22 protein-coding genes are annotated in these 20,243 nt (G+C 44.1%); 1 reads left to right on the plus strand and 21 read right to left on the minus strand.

Going from position 1 to position 20,243, the window contains the following annotated elements; genetic code table 11:
* Position 1 precedes the first annotated feature (1 nt).
* The 4 genes from rplI to ACUB3H_RS04215 are packed head-to-tail and all read right to left on the minus strand — an operon-like array spanning position 2 to position 4,795.
* On the minus strand, positions 2 to 445 hold the full coding sequence (gene rplI / locus ACUB3H_RS04200; protein ID WP_459129407.1) for a 50S ribosomal protein L9: 444 nt from the start codon (positions 443 to 445) through the stop codon (positions 2 to 4).
* Positions 442 to 2,421: a DHH family phosphoesterase gene (locus ACUB3H_RS04205; RefSeq protein ID WP_459129408.1), complete on the minus strand. Its 1,980-nt coding sequence runs from the start codon at positions 2,419 to 2,421 to the stop codon at positions 442 to 444. Before ACUB3H_RS04205 ends, rplI begins: the two co-directional genes overlap by 4 nt.
* Positions 2,418 to 3,335: a DUF2232 domain-containing protein gene (locus ACUB3H_RS04210; RefSeq protein WP_459129409.1), complete on the minus strand. Its 918-nt coding sequence runs from the start codon at positions 3,333 to 3,335 to the stop codon at positions 2,418 to 2,420. The genes ACUB3H_RS04205 and ACUB3H_RS04210 overlap by 4 nt, the downstream gene beginning before the upstream one ends.
* A complete protein-coding gene (locus ACUB3H_RS04215; RefSeq protein ID WP_459129410.1) occupies positions 3,335 to 4,795 on the minus strand; it encodes a nicotinate phosphoribosyltransferase in 1,461 nt (486 codons plus the stop codon). The genes ACUB3H_RS04210 and ACUB3H_RS04215 overlap by 1 nt, the downstream gene beginning before the upstream one ends.
* A gap of 79 nt (positions 4,796 to 4,874) precedes the next feature.
* On the opposite strand from ACUB3H_RS04215, the gene ACUB3H_RS04220 reads away from it, so the two are divergent.
* Positions 4,875 to 5,756, plus strand: a complete 882-nt coding sequence (locus tag ACUB3H_RS04220) for a dipeptidase (protein ID WP_459129411.1) — start codon at positions 4,875 to 4,877, stop codon at positions 5,754 to 5,756.
* Between the two features lie 170 nt (positions 5,757 to 5,926).
* On the opposite strand, the gene rpsR is transcribed toward ACUB3H_RS04220, so the two are convergent.
* From rpsR to serS, 17 genes are all read right to left on the minus strand, one after another.
* The gene (rpsR, locus tag ACUB3H_RS04225; RefSeq protein WP_459129412.1) at positions 5,927 to 6,148 is read right to left on the minus strand and encodes a 30S ribosomal protein S18; all 222 of its coding nucleotides are present in this window, start codon (positions 6,146 to 6,148) and stop codon (positions 5,927 to 5,929) included.
* A gap of 11 nt (positions 6,149 to 6,159) precedes the next feature.
* Positions 6,160 to 6,552 carry a single-stranded DNA-binding protein gene (locus tag ACUB3H_RS04230; protein WP_459129413.1) on the minus strand — a complete coding sequence of 131 codons (393 nt, stop codon included), beginning with the start codon at positions 6,550 to 6,552 and terminating at the stop codon, positions 6,160 to 6,162.
* A gap of 8 nt (positions 6,553 to 6,560) precedes the next feature.
* Positions 6,561 to 6,845 (minus strand): 30S ribosomal protein S6, encoded by a 285-nt coding sequence (gene rpsF / locus ACUB3H_RS04235; protein ID WP_459129414.1) that lies wholly within the window; start codon positions 6,843 to 6,845, stop codon positions 6,561 to 6,563.
* A 434-nt stretch (positions 6,846 to 7,279) separates the two neighbouring features.
* Complete coding sequence (locus ACUB3H_RS04240; protein ID WP_459129415.1) at positions 7,280 to 8,374, minus strand: amidase domain-containing protein; 1,095 nt, start codon at positions 8,372 to 8,374, stop codon at positions 7,280 to 7,282.
* Between the two features lie 421 nt (positions 8,375 to 8,795).
* The gene (locus ACUB3H_RS04245) at positions 8,796 to 9,986 is read right to left on the minus strand and encodes an RNA polymerase factor sigma-54 (RefSeq protein ID WP_459129416.1); all 1,191 of its coding nucleotides are present in this window, start codon (positions 9,984 to 9,986) and stop codon (positions 8,796 to 8,798) included.
* Positions 9,987 to 10,000: 14 nt separating this feature from the next.
* Positions 10,001 to 10,189 carry a DUF951 domain-containing protein gene (locus tag ACUB3H_RS04250; RefSeq protein ID WP_459129417.1) on the minus strand — a complete coding sequence of 63 codons (189 nt, stop codon included), beginning with the start codon at positions 10,187 to 10,189 and terminating at the stop codon, positions 10,001 to 10,003.
* Positions 10,190 to 10,191: 2 nt separating this feature from the next.
* A complete protein-coding gene (locus tag ACUB3H_RS04255) occupies positions 10,192 to 10,842 on the minus strand; it encodes a CvpA family protein (protein ID WP_459129418.1) in 651 nt (216 codons plus the stop codon).
* 7 nt (positions 10,843 to 10,849) lie between these two features.
* Positions 10,850 to 11,956 carry a DUF5711 family protein gene (locus ACUB3H_RS04260; RefSeq protein WP_459129419.1) on the minus strand — a complete coding sequence of 369 codons (1,107 nt, stop codon included), beginning with the start codon at positions 11,954 to 11,956 and terminating at the stop codon, positions 10,850 to 10,852.
* Position 11,957: 1 nt separating this feature from the next.
* Complete coding sequence (locus ACUB3H_RS04265) at positions 11,958 to 13,049, minus strand: THUMP domain-containing class I SAM-dependent RNA methyltransferase (RefSeq protein WP_459129420.1); 1,092 nt, start codon at positions 13,047 to 13,049, stop codon at positions 11,958 to 11,960.
* Positions 13,046 to 13,972 (minus strand): GNAT family N-acetyltransferase, encoded by a 927-nt coding sequence (locus ACUB3H_RS04270; RefSeq protein ID WP_459129421.1) that lies wholly within the window; start codon positions 13,970 to 13,972, stop codon positions 13,046 to 13,048. Before ACUB3H_RS04270 ends, ACUB3H_RS04265 begins: the two co-directional genes overlap by 4 nt.
* 50 nt (positions 13,973 to 14,022) lie before the next feature.
* Positions 14,023 to 14,709 (minus strand): hypothetical protein, encoded by a 687-nt coding sequence (locus tag ACUB3H_RS04275; RefSeq protein ID WP_459129422.1) that lies wholly within the window; start codon positions 14,707 to 14,709, stop codon positions 14,023 to 14,025.
* Positions 14,710 to 14,741: 32 nt separating this feature from the next.
* Positions 14,742 to 15,119 (minus strand): DUF2251 domain-containing protein, encoded by a 378-nt coding sequence (locus tag ACUB3H_RS04280; protein WP_459129423.1) that lies wholly within the window; start codon positions 15,117 to 15,119, stop codon positions 14,742 to 14,744.
* A gap of 43 nt (positions 15,120 to 15,162) precedes the next feature.
* Complete coding sequence (pcp, locus tag ACUB3H_RS04285) at positions 15,163 to 15,795, minus strand: pyroglutamyl-peptidase I (RefSeq protein ID WP_459129424.1); 633 nt, start codon at positions 15,793 to 15,795, stop codon at positions 15,163 to 15,165.
* Positions 15,783 to 16,604 (minus strand): zinc dependent phospholipase C family protein, encoded by an 822-nt coding sequence (locus tag ACUB3H_RS04290; RefSeq protein ID WP_459129425.1) that lies wholly within the window; start codon positions 16,602 to 16,604, stop codon positions 15,783 to 15,785. The genes pcp and ACUB3H_RS04290 overlap by 13 nt, the downstream gene beginning before the upstream one ends.
* A 67-nt stretch (positions 16,605 to 16,671) precedes the next feature.
* Positions 16,672 to 17,196: an NUDIX hydrolase gene (locus ACUB3H_RS04295; protein WP_459129426.1), complete on the minus strand. Its 525-nt coding sequence runs from the start codon at positions 17,194 to 17,196 to the stop codon at positions 16,672 to 16,674.
* Positions 17,196 to 18,821 carry a glutamine--tRNA ligase/YqeY domain fusion protein gene (locus ACUB3H_RS04300; protein ID WP_459129427.1) on the minus strand — a complete coding sequence of 542 codons (1,626 nt, stop codon included), beginning with the start codon at positions 18,819 to 18,821 and terminating at the stop codon, positions 17,196 to 17,198. Before ACUB3H_RS04300 ends, ACUB3H_RS04295 begins: the two co-directional genes overlap by 1 nt.
* Before the next feature lie 8 nt (positions 18,822 to 18,829).
* The gene (gene serS, locus ACUB3H_RS04305; RefSeq protein WP_459129428.1) at positions 18,830 to 20,092 is read right to left on the minus strand and encodes a serine--tRNA ligase; all 1,263 of its coding nucleotides are present in this window, start codon (positions 20,090 to 20,092) and stop codon (positions 18,830 to 18,832) included.
* Positions 20,093 to 20,243: the final 151 nt, after the last annotated feature.

Below are 20,243 nucleotides of genomic sequence, written 5' to 3' on the forward strand. Positions count from 1 at the left end.
CTTATTCTCCTACGACGTGTAGCTTGATCTTTGCTGTAACCTTGGTATGAAGCTTTACAGGAACGGTATAATCACCTAGCTCTTTAATGGGAGCCTTTAGTTCAATGTCCTTTTTATCGATCGGGAGGCCGAGGTCGTTCATTTTTTGAGCGATGTCCATGCTCGTAATGGAACCGAAAACTCTTCCCTGTTCTCCTGCTTTTACAGGAAGTGTAATGGGCGTCTTTTCAATTTTTTCCTTTAAGGCTTCGCACTCCTTTAAGTGCTCGAGGTCGCGCTTTTCTTTCGCGCGCTTTTGGCTCTCTAGTTCTCGCATGTTGGAATCGGTTGCGAGCATAGCCTTTCCACCCTTAATTAAGAAGTTGTTGCCGTAGCCGTCTTTGACGTTTACGACCTCACCCTTCTTTCCTAAACTTTTCACGTCTTCTAAGAGAATGACTTTCATTGTTCCTCCAAATATTCATCGAGCGCTTGAATGAGTCGAGCGCGTACTTCTTCTAATGTCGTATTTTCAAACTGTGCCCCTGCAACCTCTAAGTGGCCACCGCCACCGAGCTTTTCAGTGACTACTTGTACATTGATATTTCCGTTGCTTCTTGCACTTAAGAAGATCTTTTTGTTCACGTTCATACCGAGTACAAAGGAAGTGTGAATGCCTCGAATGTCGATGAGTTCATCGGCACCGATAGAGATGATCTTAGAGATGTTTTCTACGGGTTCTTCAATCATGGAGACGGCGATGCCTTCACGGATCAGGACGCTATTCGAAACGATTTGACTCGTTAAGATACTCTCTTCAAATTTATCCTTAAAGATCTCACGAACCACTTGTGTATCGGCACCCTGGCGTCTTAGATAGCTTGCGGCATCAAAGGTTCTCACACCCGTATTAAAGACGAAATTCTTGGTGTCAAGGACGATGCCTGCAAGTAATACATTCGCTTCTTCCGGCTCAAGTCTCGGCTTATCCGAGATGTATTGAATGAGCTCAGCGACCATCTCTGCCGTACTCGATGCGTAGGGCTCGAGATACGTGAGCGCTGGGCTTTCGATAAACTCTGTGCCACGACGATGGTGGTCGATGACGACCTTGGTCTTAAAGGCACCTAAGAGCTCTGGATCATCCGTAAAGGTGGGACGATGGGTGTCTACGATAATTAAGATGTCTTTTTCATTGATGTGGTTTTTAATCTCAGAACTCTTAACGAAGCGGTGTTCCTTAAGAGCTTTCACCATGTTGTAGACTTCGGAAACGCTCTCTGTCACTTCGTTCATGATGATGTTCGCGTGTTTTCCGAGGTTTATCATGGACCGACTTAATCCGACGGCTGCACTGAAGCAGTCGAGGTCTGGATAGCGGTGACCCATGATGTAGATATTTTCTGAATCGGCGACGAGGTTCTTTAAGCTCTGTGCAATGACACGGCTTCGAACGCGGTTGATGCGCTCGACGCTCTTTGAACGTCCACCGAAGAATTGATAGCTTCCGTCTTGACGCACGACAGCTTGGTCACCACCACGACCTAAAGCAAGCTCTAAGGCTTTTCTACTTAAAAGGTCGCGCTCGATGATGTCTTCTCCGTCGTGACTTAAACCGATCGATAGTGTAATCGGGCTCTTATTTCCACGGTCGATGCGTCGAATGTCATCTAACACTTGAAAGCGTCTCTTTTCCATGCCGATGAGCTTTCCGCTTTGAAGGGTGACATTGTATTCGTCTTCATCGACTCGTTGAAGAATGGCTTCATTGCGATTGGCCCATTCTTTTAAGACACTCGTCACTTCACTGATGATAAAAGGTGCAGAACCCTCCTCGGCATTCTTAAGAATTTCGTCGAGGTTATCGACTTGAACGTGAGCAAAGAGTGGCTTTTCGTCTTGATATTGCTGTTCGAGCTTTTTGTACTCGGTGATGTCGATCCAGTAGAGTGTAAAGAGCTTGGGGTCAGAAAGAGAGCTTACAGTGCGATAGATGCGGTAGCTCTTTTCTTCCATATTCTCTTCAAAATAGGATTCCTCTGTCTTTTGAAGTTCATTCCACTTCCATTCGGGAAAGAGCTCTGTAATAGGCTTATTAATGAGATCTTTCTTTCCTGGAATAAAGGAGCGGAAAAGCGAGTTATACCAGAGAATCACTCCATTCTCATCTAAGATAACGAGAGGAAGTGGCATGTTTACGATTCCTGAAAGGTGACTTTCAGAGAGCTCTTCCTCGCGCTCACGCATGAACTTTTCCCAGTTGGATCTCTTCTCAAAGCCACGGTACAAGGAATAGAGAATAAAGGCCATGCTGATGGCGATTCCGACGTAACCGAAGTCAGGCTTTGCGACGTAGAGAAGAACGTTCAATACGGCCAAAATGATGACGACAATGATGAAGTTTTCGCCTAGTTCGCGCGTAAAGCGTTTTGGATCCTTCATGATTTGATATGCTCCAATTTTCTGAAGTCGAGGACGTTATCGATAAGGCCTACGACGCCATAGATTCTTTGTACAAAGGGAATGAAGACACTGATGATTATGATGAGGCCACCGACAAAGGGGCTCATCTTCTTTACTCGTAAGAAGAAGTAGACGACGCTCATTCCTTCGAGACCTATGACGAGGTAGAGAATGGAGATGATGTTCGTCAAAAAGACTTCGTTATTACTGATAAGTGCTCCTAAAAAGAGGATGAAGATGAAGCTTAAGAGCTGGCCGATCGTAAGCTTTCTAAAGCGGAAGGTTGCGAGCGGCTGCGTGTAGAACTTCACCATGCCAAATTTTCTTAAGAGTAAAGCGACACCAAAGAGTACGAGAATCCAAGCGAGAGCCATGCTAAAAAGGACCGTTGGAAGCATGCTCGTTGCAATCTTTATGAGTTCCTCTGTACTAATGGAGAGGTTTCCCATCATGGGCTTTAATGCCCCTTCGCTATTTAATACGGCCCGCTTTAAATTGGCGGCGATCATTTGAGCGGCGCTCTGACCACTGATTTCTTGAATGGCAACGTGACTCATGATGAGAGCTGCAAAGGATACGATGGTGCTCTTCATGATCGTATCTTCAATGTGTTCGTTGGATTTTAAATACAGCGTAAAGGCTGCCGGCGTCAGTGCAAAGAGAAGTCCCATCGTAATCGCTTGTGCGTTTCCAAAGAGGAGTGCTACGACAAAGAGAAAGAAGCCGGCTGCAATGTAAGCATGCATCGGCGTCAAGCGTAGCCCCAGTGTTAGAAAGAGTACCGGGATCAAAAAGATCGCAAAAGAGAGCCCTGGTACAAACACGGCTAATAAGACGATAGCAACAGCTAGCGATGTGTATAGGAGACTCTTCAAAATTTGGGTGTGGGTCATTACCTTCCTCGATGTGCGAGCCTATCTAAAAGGTCGCGTTGAACGTCCCAAAGTTTTTGGGACAGGTCGACAAAGTAGCGGTGCGGATTTTGGACGCGTTTTACGCCGTCCCATAGGCGCTCCTCTTCTTTGATGCGGTGTTCGTTAATTTCATTAATTTCTAACTTCGGATAGACGCGTTTTCCGTTTCGAATGACGGGAACGAGAAGCTCTTGAACGCTGAAGTTTTCGAGCGTTTGACGCTTCCAAGTGTAGATGGGGTCGAAGATCTCTAAAGGTTTTGAGGTATCGATCACTTCATCTCGTAAGGTCATGTAGTCGGCTAACGCTTTTCCTGTCTTATTGTCGTAGATGCGGTAGACTTGTTTAAAGCCAGGAACCGTAATCTTTCCGATGTTTTCACTAATCTTGATCTTGGGTTCGATCATTCCTTCGTGCTCGACGGCTACGAGCTTATAAACGCCTCCTAGTACGGCATCACTCGATGAAGTGATGAGGTTTTCACCGATACCGTAGGAATCGATCTTTGCTCCTTGGTCACGAAGGTCTTTTAGTGTCTCTTCGTTAATGGAGTTTGAAGCCATGATCTTTACGTCTTCAAAGCCTGCTTCGTCGAGCATCTTTCGAACTTCCTTCGATAAGAAAGCGAGGTCACCGCTGTCGAGACGAACCGACTTGGGACGATGGCCACTCGGAAGAACGACTTCATTAAAGACTTTAATGGCATTTGGAATGCCACTTTTTAGCGTATTGTACGTATCGACAAGAAGGCTTACGTTGTCGGGATAGACTTCACAGTAAGCTTTAAAGGCTTGATATTCATCGTCAAAAATTTGAATCCAGCTGTGTGCCATGGTGCCATAGACGGGAATGCCATAGCGCTCGCCTGCCATGAGGTTTGAGGTGCCGATGACGCCACCGATGTAGGCAGCTCTAGCACCTTTCGTTGCTGCATCCTTACCTTGAGCACGTCTCGCACCGAATTCTACGATCGGCTTTCCTTGGGCTGCGCGCACGAGGCGGTTGGCTTTGGATGCGATGAGTGTCTGGTGACTAATGATAAGTAGAAGCATGGTCTCTAGAATCTGTGCTTCAATGATAGGAGCACGGACGGTGACCATCGGTTCTCTTGGAAAGACGGGTGTACCTTCAGGGATAGCCCATACGTCACCAGTGAACTTGAAGTCTCTTAAGTAGTCGAGAAAGTTTTCGTCATCAATTCCCACAGAGCGCAGGTAATCGATGTCCTCTTCGGTGAATTCAAGCTCTTCGATGTATTCTAAGAGTTGCTCTAAGCCGCAACTAATCGCAAAACCACCATCGTCGGGATTGTTTCTATAGAACATGTCAAAATAGACGACGAGATCTTTCATACCGTGCTGGAAGTAGCCGTTACTCATGGTAAGCTCGTAAAGATCGACGAGCATGCTGTTGTTATGGCCAAATGCTAAATTATTCATTCCTTTTACTCCTCTTGGGTTTCAACACCATTATAGCACGAATCATTTCTTTTATTGTATGATATGAAGGGAGGAAATCATGATCATTGATGCACATAGTGATATACCACAATATATTCTAAAATATGGAAAAGAAGCTTTTAGGACGCGTTTTGAAGAAGATATGGTAGAGCATGGCGTAAAGGCTATCATTAATGCCATCTTCTTAGAGGGCGAAGAATTAACTCATCCCAAGGAAAGTGCTCTTATGCAGTTAAAGGCCGCTAAAGACTACTGGGAGGACTCCCCTATTACACCATTTTTTTCACTCGAAGGCGCAGAACCCATCGAATCGCTCGATGATGTGGCTTTTTTTAAGAAGGAAGGAATCGGTCTCGTAGGCCTCACCTGGAGTCGAGTCAATCGCTTTGCCAGTGGTTGTGATTTTGACTTTCCCACGAATAATCCAGGGCTTACAAAAGAGGGCTTTGAGCTTTTAAAGGCACTCGAAGAACACGACATCATAATAGATGTCTCGCACCTTAGTGACCTCGGCGTAAAGGACGTATTAAAAGAAACGAAGGGACGTATCATTGCGAGCCATTCGAACTTAAGAAGCTTTACGAATGTTCCGAGAAACTTAACGGACGAAGATGCCAAAGCCATCGCAGATCGCGGTGGAGTCATTGGATTAAATGTAGCTAGTAGCTTCGTTTCAGCGAAAGAAAAGCCTTCTGTAGGCGATCTCGGCATGATGCTCTTACACATGATCGATGTCGTCGGTGAAGATCATGTGGGCTTTGGCCTCGACATGTGCGACACGCTCTTTGAAGAAGGATTCGATGGTCCTCGAAAGAACTACGACGTCCTTACAAACTACAAAGATGTGAAAGCCTTTAGTGAAGCACTAGAGGAATTCATTCCAGAAAGAGTCATTCAAAAGGTAACTCATAAGAACTGGGAGCGAATCCTCTACAAGTAACTACTTCTTTTTCTTCGCCAAAAGTAAGACAATAATGCCCAAGAGAATCAGGACGACGCCTCCGATAAAGAGGAGTCTCCCCTGATCAATATTTTGTAATTGAAGAAGCTGATCCAACATAATAACCTCCGTAAGAAAAAGACCTTCACGTAAACATGAAGGTCTTTTGATTAGTCTGCAACGTATGGTAGTAGAGCGATTGCTCTTGCACGTTTTACAGCTGTCGTAATCTTGCGTTGATGTTTTGCACAAGCGCCTGTTACACGACGTGGTAAGATCTTACCGCGCTCTGAGATGTAACGTTGGAGTGTGCGAATATCTTTGTAATCGATTTCTTCGATTTTGTTTGTGCAGAAATGACAAGCTTTCTTTTTACGTGGACGAAATGCCATATTGTCCTCCTTTAGAACGGAATGTCATCGTCGTTCACCATGGGGAAACTATCCTCTGGTTCTTGTGGGTAGCTCGATTCCTCGTTGGACCCACTCGGTCTACTTAGGAATTCGACGCTATCTGCGACGATGTCTGTGGTGTATCGTGTGTTGCCGTCCTTATCTTGGTAGGAGTTGTTTTCAATTCTACCGTGAACGGCACATTGAGAGCCTTTTCTCAGGTATTTAGAGACGTTTTCAGCTTGAGCTCCCCAAACCGTCACGCGAAAGAAGTCGGTCTTGTTATCGCGTGAGAAGGGTCGGTCTACCGCTAAAGAAAAAGTAGCTACTGCTCGTTGGTTAGCCGGAGTATAACGTAGTTCCGGATCACGAGTTAATCGTCCGATTAGAATAACCTGATTCATTTGCCCTCCTAAGAATCTTTGCGAATGACGTTATAACGAAGCACTTTATCAGAAATTCGGTAATTTCTTTCAAGTTCTTTAGGTAGTGTTTCGTTTGCTTCGAAATTGATAAGTACATAATAGCCTTCAGTTAGCTTTTCAATTTCATAAGCAAGACGACGCTTGCCCCATTCGTCGATCGACTCGATTACACCGTCAGCTTCGATGATGCTCTTAAACTTCTCAAGAAGTTCAACTCTTGCTTCATCTTCCATGTCTGGTCGAAAGACAACGATACTTTCGTATTTCTTCATTTTTACCTCCCTTTGGTCGTTTCGGCCCCAAAAACACTTTGGAGCAGAGAGTAATAGCGACATCAGCCATTATAGCATGAAATGGTCGCACTTGGAAGTGGATTTTTAGAGAAGATCGTGTTTTTGATTTCGTTTACTTCGTTTCCAAAATAAAAGCGACACTTCTTCATGTTATGGGAGTTGCAATTTTTATGAAAACTAGCCTCAGGATTCAGTGGCTGTTGTATTTTCTGTGATCCAAAGGAACCTATTTCATAATACCCTTACTAACCAGTGACAATGATAGTAGTAAAACAAGAAGAGCAAGCCCAGTCTGGCTTGCTCTTTCGAATAAGGTATTTGATTGATTGTATTTTCCATCTAGTGGAACACTTAACAATTGTTATTTACCGCCTTTTCAACGTGCTTTGTCGGTTTTGCCTCCTTATGAAACCCTAATATTTTCTGAAAAATAACGGCTGATAGAACCTCTTTTGTCCAATATATTTACTATAGAAGTTGTAGCGATTTGAAGAGTGTTGTGCAAATTTACCTAAATTCTTAGATACGCATATTGCACTATGATCATATATTCCGTCTTTGTTAAAGTCAATTTGCATTATTCCACCGTCAGACAAGGTTTCCCACGTTCTATCGGAAACTCTTGGGCCCTCCTGACCTGTTTTATTCATAAACATATAGTTCCAATGCGAACCTACTGTTTCCCAAGCGGGAAGACCTCCACCACTACCTGCAGACCATGTGCCAAGTACCATTCGGTAAGAAGTTGGCAAAGAATAAGAGTTAGTGGTTCCAAATCCATAAGAAACACACTGCGATACAAAATTCGTGCAGTCAGCCCCCGCGTCATAAAAAAACGTATTCCTATTAGTAACAAATTGATCTGCATAAGCGACAGATCTGGTGGCTGAATACGCATAATCGTCATATGGCACGTACCTTGACTCCTTATAAGATTTTTCATCTACTCCGTATTCTATATCCACTTGTTTTTGTATATCTGATAATTCGCTAGCCTTAAACTCACTCTCATTTAGTAGCTTCATCAGTACATTATTATCGGCTTTGATAGATTCTATGATCCATTTCCCACCTGATTCCTTAAGTGTAACTGTATTATCACCAAGCGAGATGAAAAAAGGATATCCCCCATCCTTATCTCCATCAACCTTGAGCCAGACTATTGCAGTTTCACCATGGACTGCGATCTTCTCAAAAGACAATATGAGAGGCAGCCTCTTTCTAGGGATATCAGCATACCCCTTTTCTAAGGTATATGCATTTTCTGCGATGCCTTCTTTTATATACACAATGAGGTTTTTCCCAAATTTAGATTCATCATCTAAAACTAGGCTCATGTCTTTTATTTCAAGGTCTATAGTGCTTTCGTAGGACAAATCATAAAACTGTTCAATGACCGCTTTTATTTTTTCTTCAGGCTTGGAATTCGATTCAGTAAAAGCCAATTTTCCTAAAGAGAAAACGATCATTATAGAGAATAAGGCAATGAATAGTTTTTTCTTAAACATAGACCACCTCCATTTTAACAAGTCTGTTAGCTATGATTTTGCTTGAGTTTATGTATACTATGACCCACTTTTACTCTATCATTTTTTGAGATCATTGGCAAGTTTTTTCAAAAGCGGTGTCATATCCCCTTAATGGATTCGTTTCCAAAATAAAAGCGACACTTCTTCATATTAAGTATTCTACCTATGCATAAGTATATGCCCCTATATGTTGCTAGTATTATTCTTTTAATTTACAGTGTAAACTACTTGTGTTATTACAAATATTGAAAGGTGATGAACAGATGTCTACCGTTCCTGCTCAGATCCGTATTGATGCGAATAGAAAAACATGGATGATCTTAAGAGAGTTCTCACATCTTACAAGAAAAGCTATAAAGAGATGAAGAAGTGTGGAAAAAAACCTTTTTCTTCTATTGAATTATAATATTCTTTTTATAACATGAGATTTCTTCCTTCTCTCCGTCCGATTTCCTATACCTAACTCGTTTCTATACTTACCCACAACTCTTCTAGAAACTTGAATATTTCTCTTTTGTAGCTCTCTTTTGATGGCTTCATCACTGAGAGGATGCGCTTTGTCTTCTTCTTCAATAATGTGGCTCATAGCATAGAGGATCAAGGGCTTTGCTGCACTTCCTACGCCGCTTGGAAAGAAGACGCGAAAGGGATAGACGTCCCCTTTATAGCTAAAGGAGCGGTCTTTTAGGATTCTCGTCACAGACGATTCAGAAATCTGAAGGTGCTCTGCGACGTCTTTTCTCGTGAGCTTTTTTAAAAAGAGTTCACCCTCTAAGAAGAATCCCCTCTGTTCTCGTAAGAGAAGTTCAAGGATTCGTTTCATGAGCTCTTCTCGCTTTTTTAAAGCCTTTACGATAAAGCTTGCGCGGTCGTAGTACTCTTTGATGCGTCCCTCGAGTTCAACAATTTCACTATCGGGAAAGCTAAGCTTTGAAAGCTCAAAGGTGAAGTCGTCTTTTATCATGACATCGACCGGTCTCGAAAGGACTTGATTTTCACTAAAGGGCATCGGCTGAAGACTTCTTAGGATGTCGAGCTTTTCCTGAAGCGTCTCTTCAGAGATCTCGAGGGCTTCTTCTATGATGTCATAGTCTTCATAAGCGATGCTCTCTAAATGGTCTGTGATAAGAGCTCTTACGAGCTCATCATCGGTCTGCATGAGAAGCGCTTCTGTCACATCCTCAGCTCCCGCCGGTGGACTTAGGCTCTTTAGAATCTCCTTTGCACGGTCTAGCTCTTTCTTTTCGATTCGCCTGAGTCTCGGATCTCGATCGAGGTCTTTTAAAAAGCCATTTCGATCCAAGGAATGAATGAGGTAGCTTACAAGTGAATGGAGTGGAGCACTTAGTCGTAAAAGCGATAACTCGGTTTCTAGCGCTTCTTTCGGATCGACGGGCTCTAAGAGAGCGAGGTCCAAGTTGGTGATGTCGATCGGATTTCTTGAAAAGTGCGGATTCATCTCGACTTCTTTACGCAAAAATTCCTCGAGCTCGTCAGTAGAATAGCTCAAGAGGTCTAGGGATAGCATCATGTTTTGCGTTAAAGCGAGCTTTTGCTTTAGCTCCGGCTTTTGTTCCAGTATCTGTTTCATAAGAAAAAACGCTCCTACTCAGGGAGCGCTCCGTTGATCTTTCGGATCTTTCGTTCTAGTTTTTCTCTTGTAATCCAGAGCTCCTTCTCACACGTAAGACAGCGCATCTTCATGTCTGCTCCCTTTCTTACGATCTCAAAGCTATTCCCACCACAAGGATGTGGCTTTTTGACGAGAATAATATCTCCGATTTCAAGCTTCATCTTTACCTCAAGAAAAAGGTGATCATGGCGTCTTCATAGAAGAACTTAGCCAGAATAGATTTGTGATAGAGGTCGTAAAGTAATCCAGAGTTGTAGAAGGATGCTACCGAGTGAACGACGATAGCGATTAAAGAAGCATAGATAAAGCTCTTTAATAAGCTAAAGATGATTCCACCGGTGCGGTCGATCGAGGTGAGTCCTGCCATCTTATTACTGTTTTCAATGAGTCCTCCGATGAAGCGTGTAAGGAAGAAAACGAGCAAGTAGAGAAGGATGATGGCGATGATGTTCGTGATGAGCTGTATTGCGAGCTCTGTAAAGACGATCGATTCCTTTTCTCTAAAGAAGCTACCTTGTTTAAAGAAGTAGTTGAACTCTGGTGTCATGTTGATCTCATGGAGCTGTTTTAGGGTAAACTGTGTCTCCTCGTCCATACTAGAAAGCGGAGAAAGAATGCCCTTTTGAACGGCTCCTAAGATGTGGCTTATGCCTGGGATCTTTTGGACGAATCCAGCAAACGTTCCGAATAGACGGAAGGCGACCACGAGAGCAGCAAAGATGCTAAAGAAGTCGAAGAAATTTCGAAATAGGTTTTTTCTGTAGCCTGCAAAGAGTGTAAGCAGGATCGTAATGAGAATTAGGATATCCGTCATAATAACCTCAATAAGTAACTTCGTTCACAGTGATTTTATCTGGGTAGACGAGAATCATGATGTTCTTTTTCGGAAGCATCGCCTTTCGAACGGATTCTTGATACGTTTCTTGGTAAGCGAGTGCACCGTCGTCACTGTACAACATGACATTATTTTTCTGTTGCATGAGTACATAACCCTTGTTCGTATCTATGTTATCATAATTTTCCTTCATTTTGTTATGAAATTCAATACGTTTTGAGTCGAGTGAGAACTTCGTGATTTCGAGTTCCCCTTTGGAGCTCACTGGATTACTCGATCCCGTCGTAAGGTAGAGGCTCGAACCATCACGGTAAGCGCTATTGACCTTTGAAAGCTCGACCTTTCCTAAAGAGTTCATCTTTTCATCGAGCATCTGAATGCCCCAAGGATAGATGACAAAGTATTCGTTCTTTTGGTAGAAGACGTTCATAGCAATGTCAGGAAGCGCTTGGTTTTTTAAAGGCTCCCCTTGAAGACTAAAGACGAGGAAGGAACTCGTAAGTGTTCCTGCGTTATCTTTTAAGACGAGAACCATGATGCGCTGCTCTTCAAGGCTGACGTCAGCATTAATGATGGAGCCGTCTGGAATTTCAAGGTCAGCAATCTGCTCGAGCTTATTATCTAAGAGCTGAACGCGTTTATTTCCTTTGTTAAAAAGGAGGACCGTCTTATTTTCAAGGAGGTCAACACTTACGACTGCACCCCTTGCGAGGTTCGATGCGACGACTTCTCCTTGTTCATTTAATAGATACGTATTTCCCGTCTGTTTTTCAACAACGAGCGTAATGCCACGAGAGTGATCGAGAATGACATTGTCGTTAAATTCCTTCGACCAGAGGGCATTTCCCTCGAGGTCAAAGGCACGTAAAACACCTCTTTCACTAAAGAGTAGGATGTTTTCTCTCGATACGACGTTTTCCATGAGATCGGTTTCCGTTCTCGTGATTTCGTACTCTTTAATCATCTTTACCGAGGCATGTCCTGTCACCTGATCTCCCCGAACGATGGAGAGGAGTGCCCCACGGTTAAAGACGATTAAACCGATGACGACAAGTATAAGCAGGCTTACGCCTGTTGGAATTTTCTGTTTCATCTTACCATCTTTCTTCTGGTTCATATTGGTAGAAGTAAGCTTGGATATTTCCGTTATAGAGCCTTCTTACCTTTGCATAGCGTGAATGGTACTGCCTGGAGAAGTCTGGGTTTCCAAGAAGGAGTCCTAGTCGAAAGGTCTTAAGAGTTAACACTCTTTCAGAAAGAGCCTTCTCCATCTCATCTAGTTCGGTATCGGTACCGATTCGTTTTCCATAAGGAGCATTCGTTACGAGTGTTCCGCCTCGGAGATCCGTTTCAAAGTTCACTAAATTTTTAATCTCAAAGTGAATCTGTACACCTGCACGCTTAGCATTGCGCTTCGCTAGACGCACGGCCTCAGGATTCATATCGGAACCAAAGTACTCACTTGAAGGTTCCTTGATCTTAGCTCGTAAGCGTTCTCTCGTATCAGAACTATCGATCCCCCACGTTTCAAAGAGAAAGCTTCGGTTGATTCCAGGAGGACGATTCTCTGCGATAAGGGCTGCTTCGATCGCGATCGTTCCACTTCCGCACATGGGATCAAAGAAAGGCCCCTTTCCAAAGTAGCGTGAAAAGAGGACGAGAGAAGCTGCAATCGTCTCGCGAATGGGAGCGATCTTACCACTTTCACGGTAGCCTCTTTTATGTAGAGGAAGTCCTGACGTATCGAGAAGCACGAGGACTTCGTCCTTTTCGATGCGAATCGTAATAGGATAGTGGTTTCCCGTCTCTTCCATCACGAGAACTTTATAGCGCTCCTTAAAGCACGTAGCGATCGCCTTTTTCGCGATGCGCTGAATGTCCCTTAGAGAAAAGAGCACACTCTTATGACTCTTCGCTTCAATCGTAACACGCGCATCTTTAGGGAAGTATTCATCGACCTCGATCGAACGGACGAGGTCAAAGAGCTCATCAAAAGTGACGGCTCTTCCCTTTTTTAGAACAATATAGACTCGATCCGCCGTTCTTAGGGCGATATTCGCTTCGACGAGGTCTCCATCAAAGAGCACAGAGCCCTGATCGACTGCATCGATCTCGTAACCTAAGAGCGTACATTCGTTTTTTAAGATTCCTTCAACACCAAAGCCTGTCGTTGCAAAAAGCTTCAAATAATGCTCCTTCCGAGTTCTCTAAAGCCAAATCTTCGATAGAGATGATAGGCAGGATTACCAACAGTACATGCGAGCGTCACCTCTTTAAACCCACGTTCTTCGAGAACTTCAATGACTGCTTCTAAAAGACGTGTGGCGAGATGACGATTTCTATATTCTGGTAGTGTAAAGAGATAGGCGATGAGCGGTTTATCGTTAAGGAGTGAGGTTAAAACAGCACTTACAATACGACCGTCCTCTTTTACAACAAAGGAAGCATCACTTAAGAAAGGGAAGTCTTTTCCCTCTAGGATGCTTTCTACCTCATCTCGCATCTCAAGGAGTGTCTCTCCGTCGTAGTCGATCGTATTTCGATAGCTCGTATACATCGTATCGGCTAGTTTCGGAACGTCACCTTTTACAATGCGTTCACCAAACAGTGAAAGGGAGTACTTATTTTTCCCTTGGAGGGCACGATTCATGTAGATGCGAATTCTAAGATCCTTTTGATTTTTCTTTGTAATAATGTGATTTACTACATAGATCGTCGAGTCTTCAAAGTCCTCTTTGACGTGCGCATAGCGCTTCTCTAATTCCTGACTCTTTTGATCTAAGACAATGACATTTCCGGCCTTATCGGTGAGTTCTTTGAGCACATCGATGAGGTCTAGATAGTCTCCGATGAGTTCACTCGGATTTCTAATAATCACGGTATCAAAAAGGGAGCCTTGAAAATCACCCTTTAATCGATCGACGAGGGTCTGCCAGCTTGAAAAAGAATGATCCCCTTCCTGAAAAAGCACTTCTTCGACAACACAGCCTTCGAGCTTCAGCTGTTCCATGAGTGGTTCGTGCTTTTTTCCAATATATAAAACGTGTTTTTTTAACCTGTGAACGGTATATTGCCACAATACGTGATCCGGGTAATTCAATCTTTCCATCGCTTCTCCTTTCTTGTATTCTAACACAAAAAAAGAAGCAGACATCTGCTTCAAAGAAGTTTTAACTCGGCTAATGTACTCGTCCAAATGCGCTTTGCTTGGCCCTTAAAGCCATAGTATGGAAGAGCCACCCAGCCTTTTCTTCGAAGAAACGGCTTGGTGTGAATGACAAGTGCTTTTTCACTCAGTCTCGGACCAAAGAGTTCTCTCCAACGTGCGAGCTCCTTTGAAGAGCCGTCCCAAAAGAGAAGCTTTAAGTCTTCCCCCCTTGAACCAAAGTGAATGCGAAGGTTCTGCTTATCGAGAGGACCAATGGTCGGATGCTTTTTTGAGAGCTCCTCTAAGCCCTCTTTTAGCCACTCGGGTACCTCTACACCGATACAGTAATCGTAGCGCTTACTTAAGTACTTTAGAAATTGAAAGATGCGTTTTACATCACCGTCGACAGAGAACTCAAGTCTCGGTGCGTCTTTATCAAGAAGAGACTTTTGAAAACGTAATGCGGGATAATCCGTCGCTTGAATCCCCTTTCGGACGTTCTTTTCTAGAAAGACCCTAGAGCCCTCATCGAGCCGCTTTAAGCTCATGAGCTGGTCGAGGTTATCGATGTAGATTAAAAAGTCCTCTTCTCTATACTTTTTTACGGCCTCAAAGTCCATGATGACAAAGGGCTCATTCGTTATGAGTTGATCGACGAGCCGTTCGATCTTTTTTCCTTCGTAAATGATCTTTTCCATAGCTAAAGTATAGAAAAGATCGAAGGCATTTTTTAGTTTTTCTCGAAGGTTTCCAATTCGAAACAGTGAAAATCTTCTCCCATCGATCCATGAAGGCCGACAAAAAAGAGACCCCTATCCAAAGGAATGATGTCCTCACGGTTTTCTATCGTTCGCATTTTTCTCGTAAGAAGATCGAACAGCGCATAGAGCTCGTCATTAATTACGACACCAGCTCTCGTCGATTCATCGTTCCAGATGAGGTAGACGTTATCATCATTCGATAGCGGTGGATCAAGCTCTTCATAGATGCGCATCGATGCGATCACAGAAAGCTCTTTACAATCGATTAAATACGTTTCTGCAGAGCCATCGGTGTCTTCAAAATAGATGGCGTACTCTTCTGAGGGGCTTTTCGCTTCTAAATTCATCGCTCTCTCCTTTCAGAAAAACTATTATACAACAAAAAAAGCGCTATGACACGCTTCCTTCGTTTGTTTCTGGGTCGATATCGGTTTTATGGGTTAAAGACTCTTGAATGATGATTTCTAAGGCCTTTGTTATCTGTTCTAGGGACATGCTGGGTGCATTTTCGACCTGTCCATCCATATAGGGAACGTGGATGAATCCACCTCGCTTTTCTGTACCTTTGAGCTTTTCCATAAGTGCATAGAAGAGCGTGTTGCAGACGAAGCTTCCAGCACTGAGACTGAGTTCACATGGGATACTCTCTTTTCTAAGTGCCTTAAGAATTGCATGGACAGGTAGGGTCGTAAAGTAAGCCGTCTCTCCAGTAGGACTGATGGCTTTAGCTTTCGGCTGAGCGTTATCGTTATCAGGAATCCTCGCATCCATGTAGTTAATGGCAACCTTTTCGATACTAATAGCCCCTCTACCGCCTGCTTGACCGACGTGTAGGATGAGGTCTGGATTCCACTTTTCTAGCGCTTCTTTAAGTGCCTTTTGACTTCCTTCGAAGCTCGTTCGAAACTGAAGCTTAATGACTTCTGCACCTAAAATTTCATCGGGAAGCCTCTTTACAGCTTCAAACGATGGATTCATCGTATCATTTCCAAAGGGATCAAACCCTGTAATTAGTACTCGCATTCACACTCTTCTTCCCGAAAGGTCAGTTCCCCTTCAAAGTTTCTAACGTAGCAGAGATGATCATTACTTAGGATCATCTTAAAGAGCTCTTTTCCTCGAGCGTAGTCCTCTAAAAAGTCATCGAAGAGTTCATCGGTTAGAACAGTCTTATCCTGTGCTTTAGGATAGAAGTAGTGGGAGATATCCTTTTTAGATAGGCTCGATACGACCTTTAAGAAGAGCTTCTTCGGCGGAGCTCCAACGCGCGTGAGCTTTAAATACTGAATGAAGTTTCTGTAGGCAAGGTCGACGGCTTTTTTAGGAAGCTCCTTCTCATAGACAGCTTTATAGGCTCTTTCATACCAAGATGAAATGCATTCAGGGAGTCCACGGTCTATGGAGATGAGTCTATGGGGAAATTCCTTTTGAATCGAGCGACCGCGCCTTAAGCCGTGCATGGCGACATCGATGTTCGCTTCTAAACGCTTGTGGGATGGAAAATCGGTCGTTTCACTGAAAATTAGGGGATGGGTCGAGCTATCGAGTGCATAGTGCGCTAAAAAGCCCAAGAGGTAGCTACGAAGGAGCGGATCCTCTTGCTCTCTTAAATCGTTTTTTACGTATTCTAATAAAGCGTATGTATTCTCTTGATGGAAGTCGCTTCCGGCCTTCTGATACTGACTTTCTTCTTTCCAGGGTTTTAGAGCTAAGTAAAAGAAGAGATCGGGTCCTTGGGAACCGAGATAATACGCACTATCGTGAAGCTCCTTTAAGCGGAGCTCAAGCTTCATCTCTTTTGCAAAAAAATAATGGGTCCAAATATCAGGCATTTTTCACCTCGTTTAGCTTAATTACCCACGGTAAAACAAGAATACACAAAAAAGAGAATAGCAAAAGCTATTCTCTTTCAAAGGAATGGTTTCTTATGACATCAGGGTAGGTGAAGAGGAGCTCGATAAATTCTTTCCTATAGGGAATGAAGAGCTTCTTTTCGAGGAGATCTAGGACCTCATCTTTTGTAGCAAAGCGGGCTTCCTCTACCTCTTCTTCTTGAAGTGTGAGTGACTTTGGATCGAGGTCGAGCTCTACAAAGTAGTAGTCGTCAAAGCCACGATCGAAATTTATCGTAAAGTGCGCTCTTTCAAAGGTGAGGTCGAGTCCCAACTCTTCGAGACATTCTCTGTGCATGCCTTCGGTGCTCGATTCGTCGCCACTTACGCAGCCCCCGACCGATACGTCCCAAAGGCCACTCCAGGAACTCTTTAAGGGAGAACGCTTTTGAATCAAAAGCTCTCCTTTGGAGTTAAAGATACAAAGATGGACCACCTGATGGTAGAGCCCTTTTGGGATCATCTCTCCTCTTAGGATCGTCTGATCCGTAGGCTTTCGGTCTTTCGTATAGAGCCTTAAGATGTCTCTCATTATTTATAGCTCGACTTGAGTCCAACGACTTGGTTCAGTGTAAGCTCTTTGGCCTTAGGATCTACAGAGTAGTAGCCGATACGAACAAATTGGAACTTGTCGAAGGGTTTCATGTCTTTCCAGCGGTTTTCAATGCGTGCCTTATAGACCTTGACGCTATCTACGTTTAGATCCTCGACCGTCGAAGTCTTTTTCGAGTAATCGTCTGGAACTAAGAGGTCAAAGTCTTTTACGATCGCTTCAAAGCTATCGGTTGCATCAACCCAGTGAATCGTTCCTTTTGGTTTTCTCGCGTTAAAGCCAGAACCGCTCTTGGTCTCAGGATCATACGTACAGTGGAGCTCTACGATCTTTCCATCTGTGTCTTTAATGACTTCATTACAGGTGATAAAGTAAGCGCCTCTGAGTCGCACTTCGACACCAGGTGAAAGGCGCTTAAAGCCTTTTTCTGGATTCTCTTCGAAGTCGGTGCGTTCGATGTAGATCTCTCTACTAAAGGTCAAGGGGTAGTTACCCATGGACTCATTTTCAGGGTTTACTTCAAGTTCCAAAGCTTCTGGTCCGTCGTTCTTATTCGTGATCACGACCTTTAAAGGATCTAATACGGCCATGATGCGAGGTGCTTTAAGCTTTAAGTCTTCACGGATAAAGTGCTCGAGTTGACGAATGTCTACGAGGCTATTTTCTTTCGCAACCCCCGTCTCACGAACGAAGTTCTTAATGCCCTCGGGCGTATAACCACGGCGGCGCATACCACTGATCGTGAGAAGTCTCGGGTCGTCCCAACCGTCTACGATGCCGTCTTTAACGAGCTTTAGAATAAAGCGCTTACCGAGGATCGTATTGGTGACGTTGAGCTTTGCGAATTCATATTGGTGGGGCTTCTTTTCGATGTCGGTATGATCGATCACCCAGTCGTAGAGTGGGCGGTTGTTTTCAAACTCCAATGAACACAGTGAGTGCGTGATGCCCTCATATGCGTCCTCTAAGGGGTGTGCAAAGTCGTACATCGGATAGATCTTCCACTTGTCGCCATGACGATAGTGAGGATCGTTTACGATGCGGTAGATGACGGGGTCACGCATGTTGTAGTTGGAGCTCGCCATGTCGATCTTAGCTCTTAGAACCATCTGACCTTCGTCGAATTCTCCCGCTCTCATGCGTAAAAAGAGATCTCTCGATTCTTCAATGGGACGATTTCTATAGGCGCTTTCAATACCCGGTTCGTTCCAGTCGCCGCGTTCCTTACTCATCTGTTCCGATGGCGTTTCGTCGACATAGGCAAGGCCCTTATCGATTAGGATGAGTGCCTTCTCAAACATCCACTCGAAGTAGTCGGATGCATAGCGCTCCTCTTTCCAGTGGAATCCGAGCCACTCAATGTCTTCTTTAATGAGATCGACAAATTGAGCATCTTCTTTCGCTGGGTTGGTGTCGTCAAAACGAAGATACGTACAGCCATTAAATTCCGTAGAAATATCGAAGTTAATCGTGATGGCCTTGGCGTGGCCGATGTGAAGAAGACCGTTGGGTTCCGGAGGAAAGCGTGTAATCGCCTTATCTACGAGCCCTTTTTCAATGTCTTCGATGACTTGATTTCTAATAAAGTTACTGCTCTCTGCCATGAATCCTCCTAAATTTCTTCCTTGCCGTTCATGTAGGGTCTTAAGACCTCAGGGATCACAATGTGTCCATCTTCCGTCTGATAGTTTTCCATAATGCAAGCGAGCATTCGTCCCGTAGGAATACCGGAGCCGTTTAAGGTGTGAACGAATTCCACTTTGCCGTTTTCATCGCGGAAGCGGATGTTCGCTCTTCTCGCTTGATAATCTAAGAAGTTTGAAATCGAAGAGATTTCTCTGTAGCTATTGGACGACGGGAACCATACTTCGATGTCGTAGGTGCGAGCCGAGCTAAAGGTGAGATCTGCACTACAGAGTTCTACTACGCGGTATGGAATTCCGAGTGACTGAATGAGCTTTTCTACGTGAGAAACCATGTCCTCTTGCTCTTCAAAGCTCTTTTCTGGTCGAACGAATTTGACGAGCTCGACTTTACCAAATTGGTGCTGACGGATGATACCGCGCGTATCACGACCAGCACTTCCAGCTTCCCTGCGGAAGCATTGCGTAAAACCTGTGACGTAAATCGGGAGATCTTCAAAGCTTAAAATCTCATCGCGGTAGAGGTTTGTAAGCGATACCTCGGCCGTTGGAATTAAGAAGAGGTCGTCTTCTGTGACGTGATACATGTCCTCTTGGAATTTAGGTAGTTGACCCGTTCCGACCATGGAGTCGCGGTTTACAAGCACAGGAGCATTGATCTCTTCGTACGTGTCGGCATGGAAATCTAAGTAATAGTTCATAAGTGCTCGTTCGAGCTTTGCGAGGTCGCGTCTAACGAATGTAAAGCGTGAACCACTCACTTTTGTCGCTCTTTCGAAGTCGAGCATGCCGCTCTTTTCTCCTAAGTCCCAGTGAGCTTGAGGCTCAAAGTCAAAGACTCTCGGTGTACCGAAGCGGCGGATCTCTACGTTATCCTCTTCGCCCTTACCGATCGGAATGTTTTCGTGTGGAACGTTTGGTACATAGAGGAGCATCGTCTGAACCTTTTCATCGATCTCCTTCATTTCCTTTTCAGCAACCTGAATCTCTTCTGCAAGAACCTTCAGTGATTGCATCAGTTCGGTCGTATCTTTTCCCTCTTTTTTAAGCTTCGGAATGAGGCGAGAATCCGAATTCTGACGCGCCTTTTTCTCTTCAAAAATCTGTAGTTTTTCACGACGAACTTGTTCTAACTTTTGCATCTCTAAGAGACCGAAATCTCCCTTACCACGCTTCATTACACCTTGTAATACTTCGTCAAAGTCCCTTCGAATGCGCTTTAAATCTAGCATTTTTCCCTCCTTTTTAGGAAAAAAAAGAACGATCAAATAAAGGGACGAGCCTTTGGCCCGCGTTGCCACCCTTCTTGATCGATCGATCCTCTTCATTCATCTGTGCTCAAAGCCTGATTCACTTCGCTGTCGCACTCCCTTTCACCACCCG

This window comes from Guggenheimella bovis (assembly GCF_054492335.1).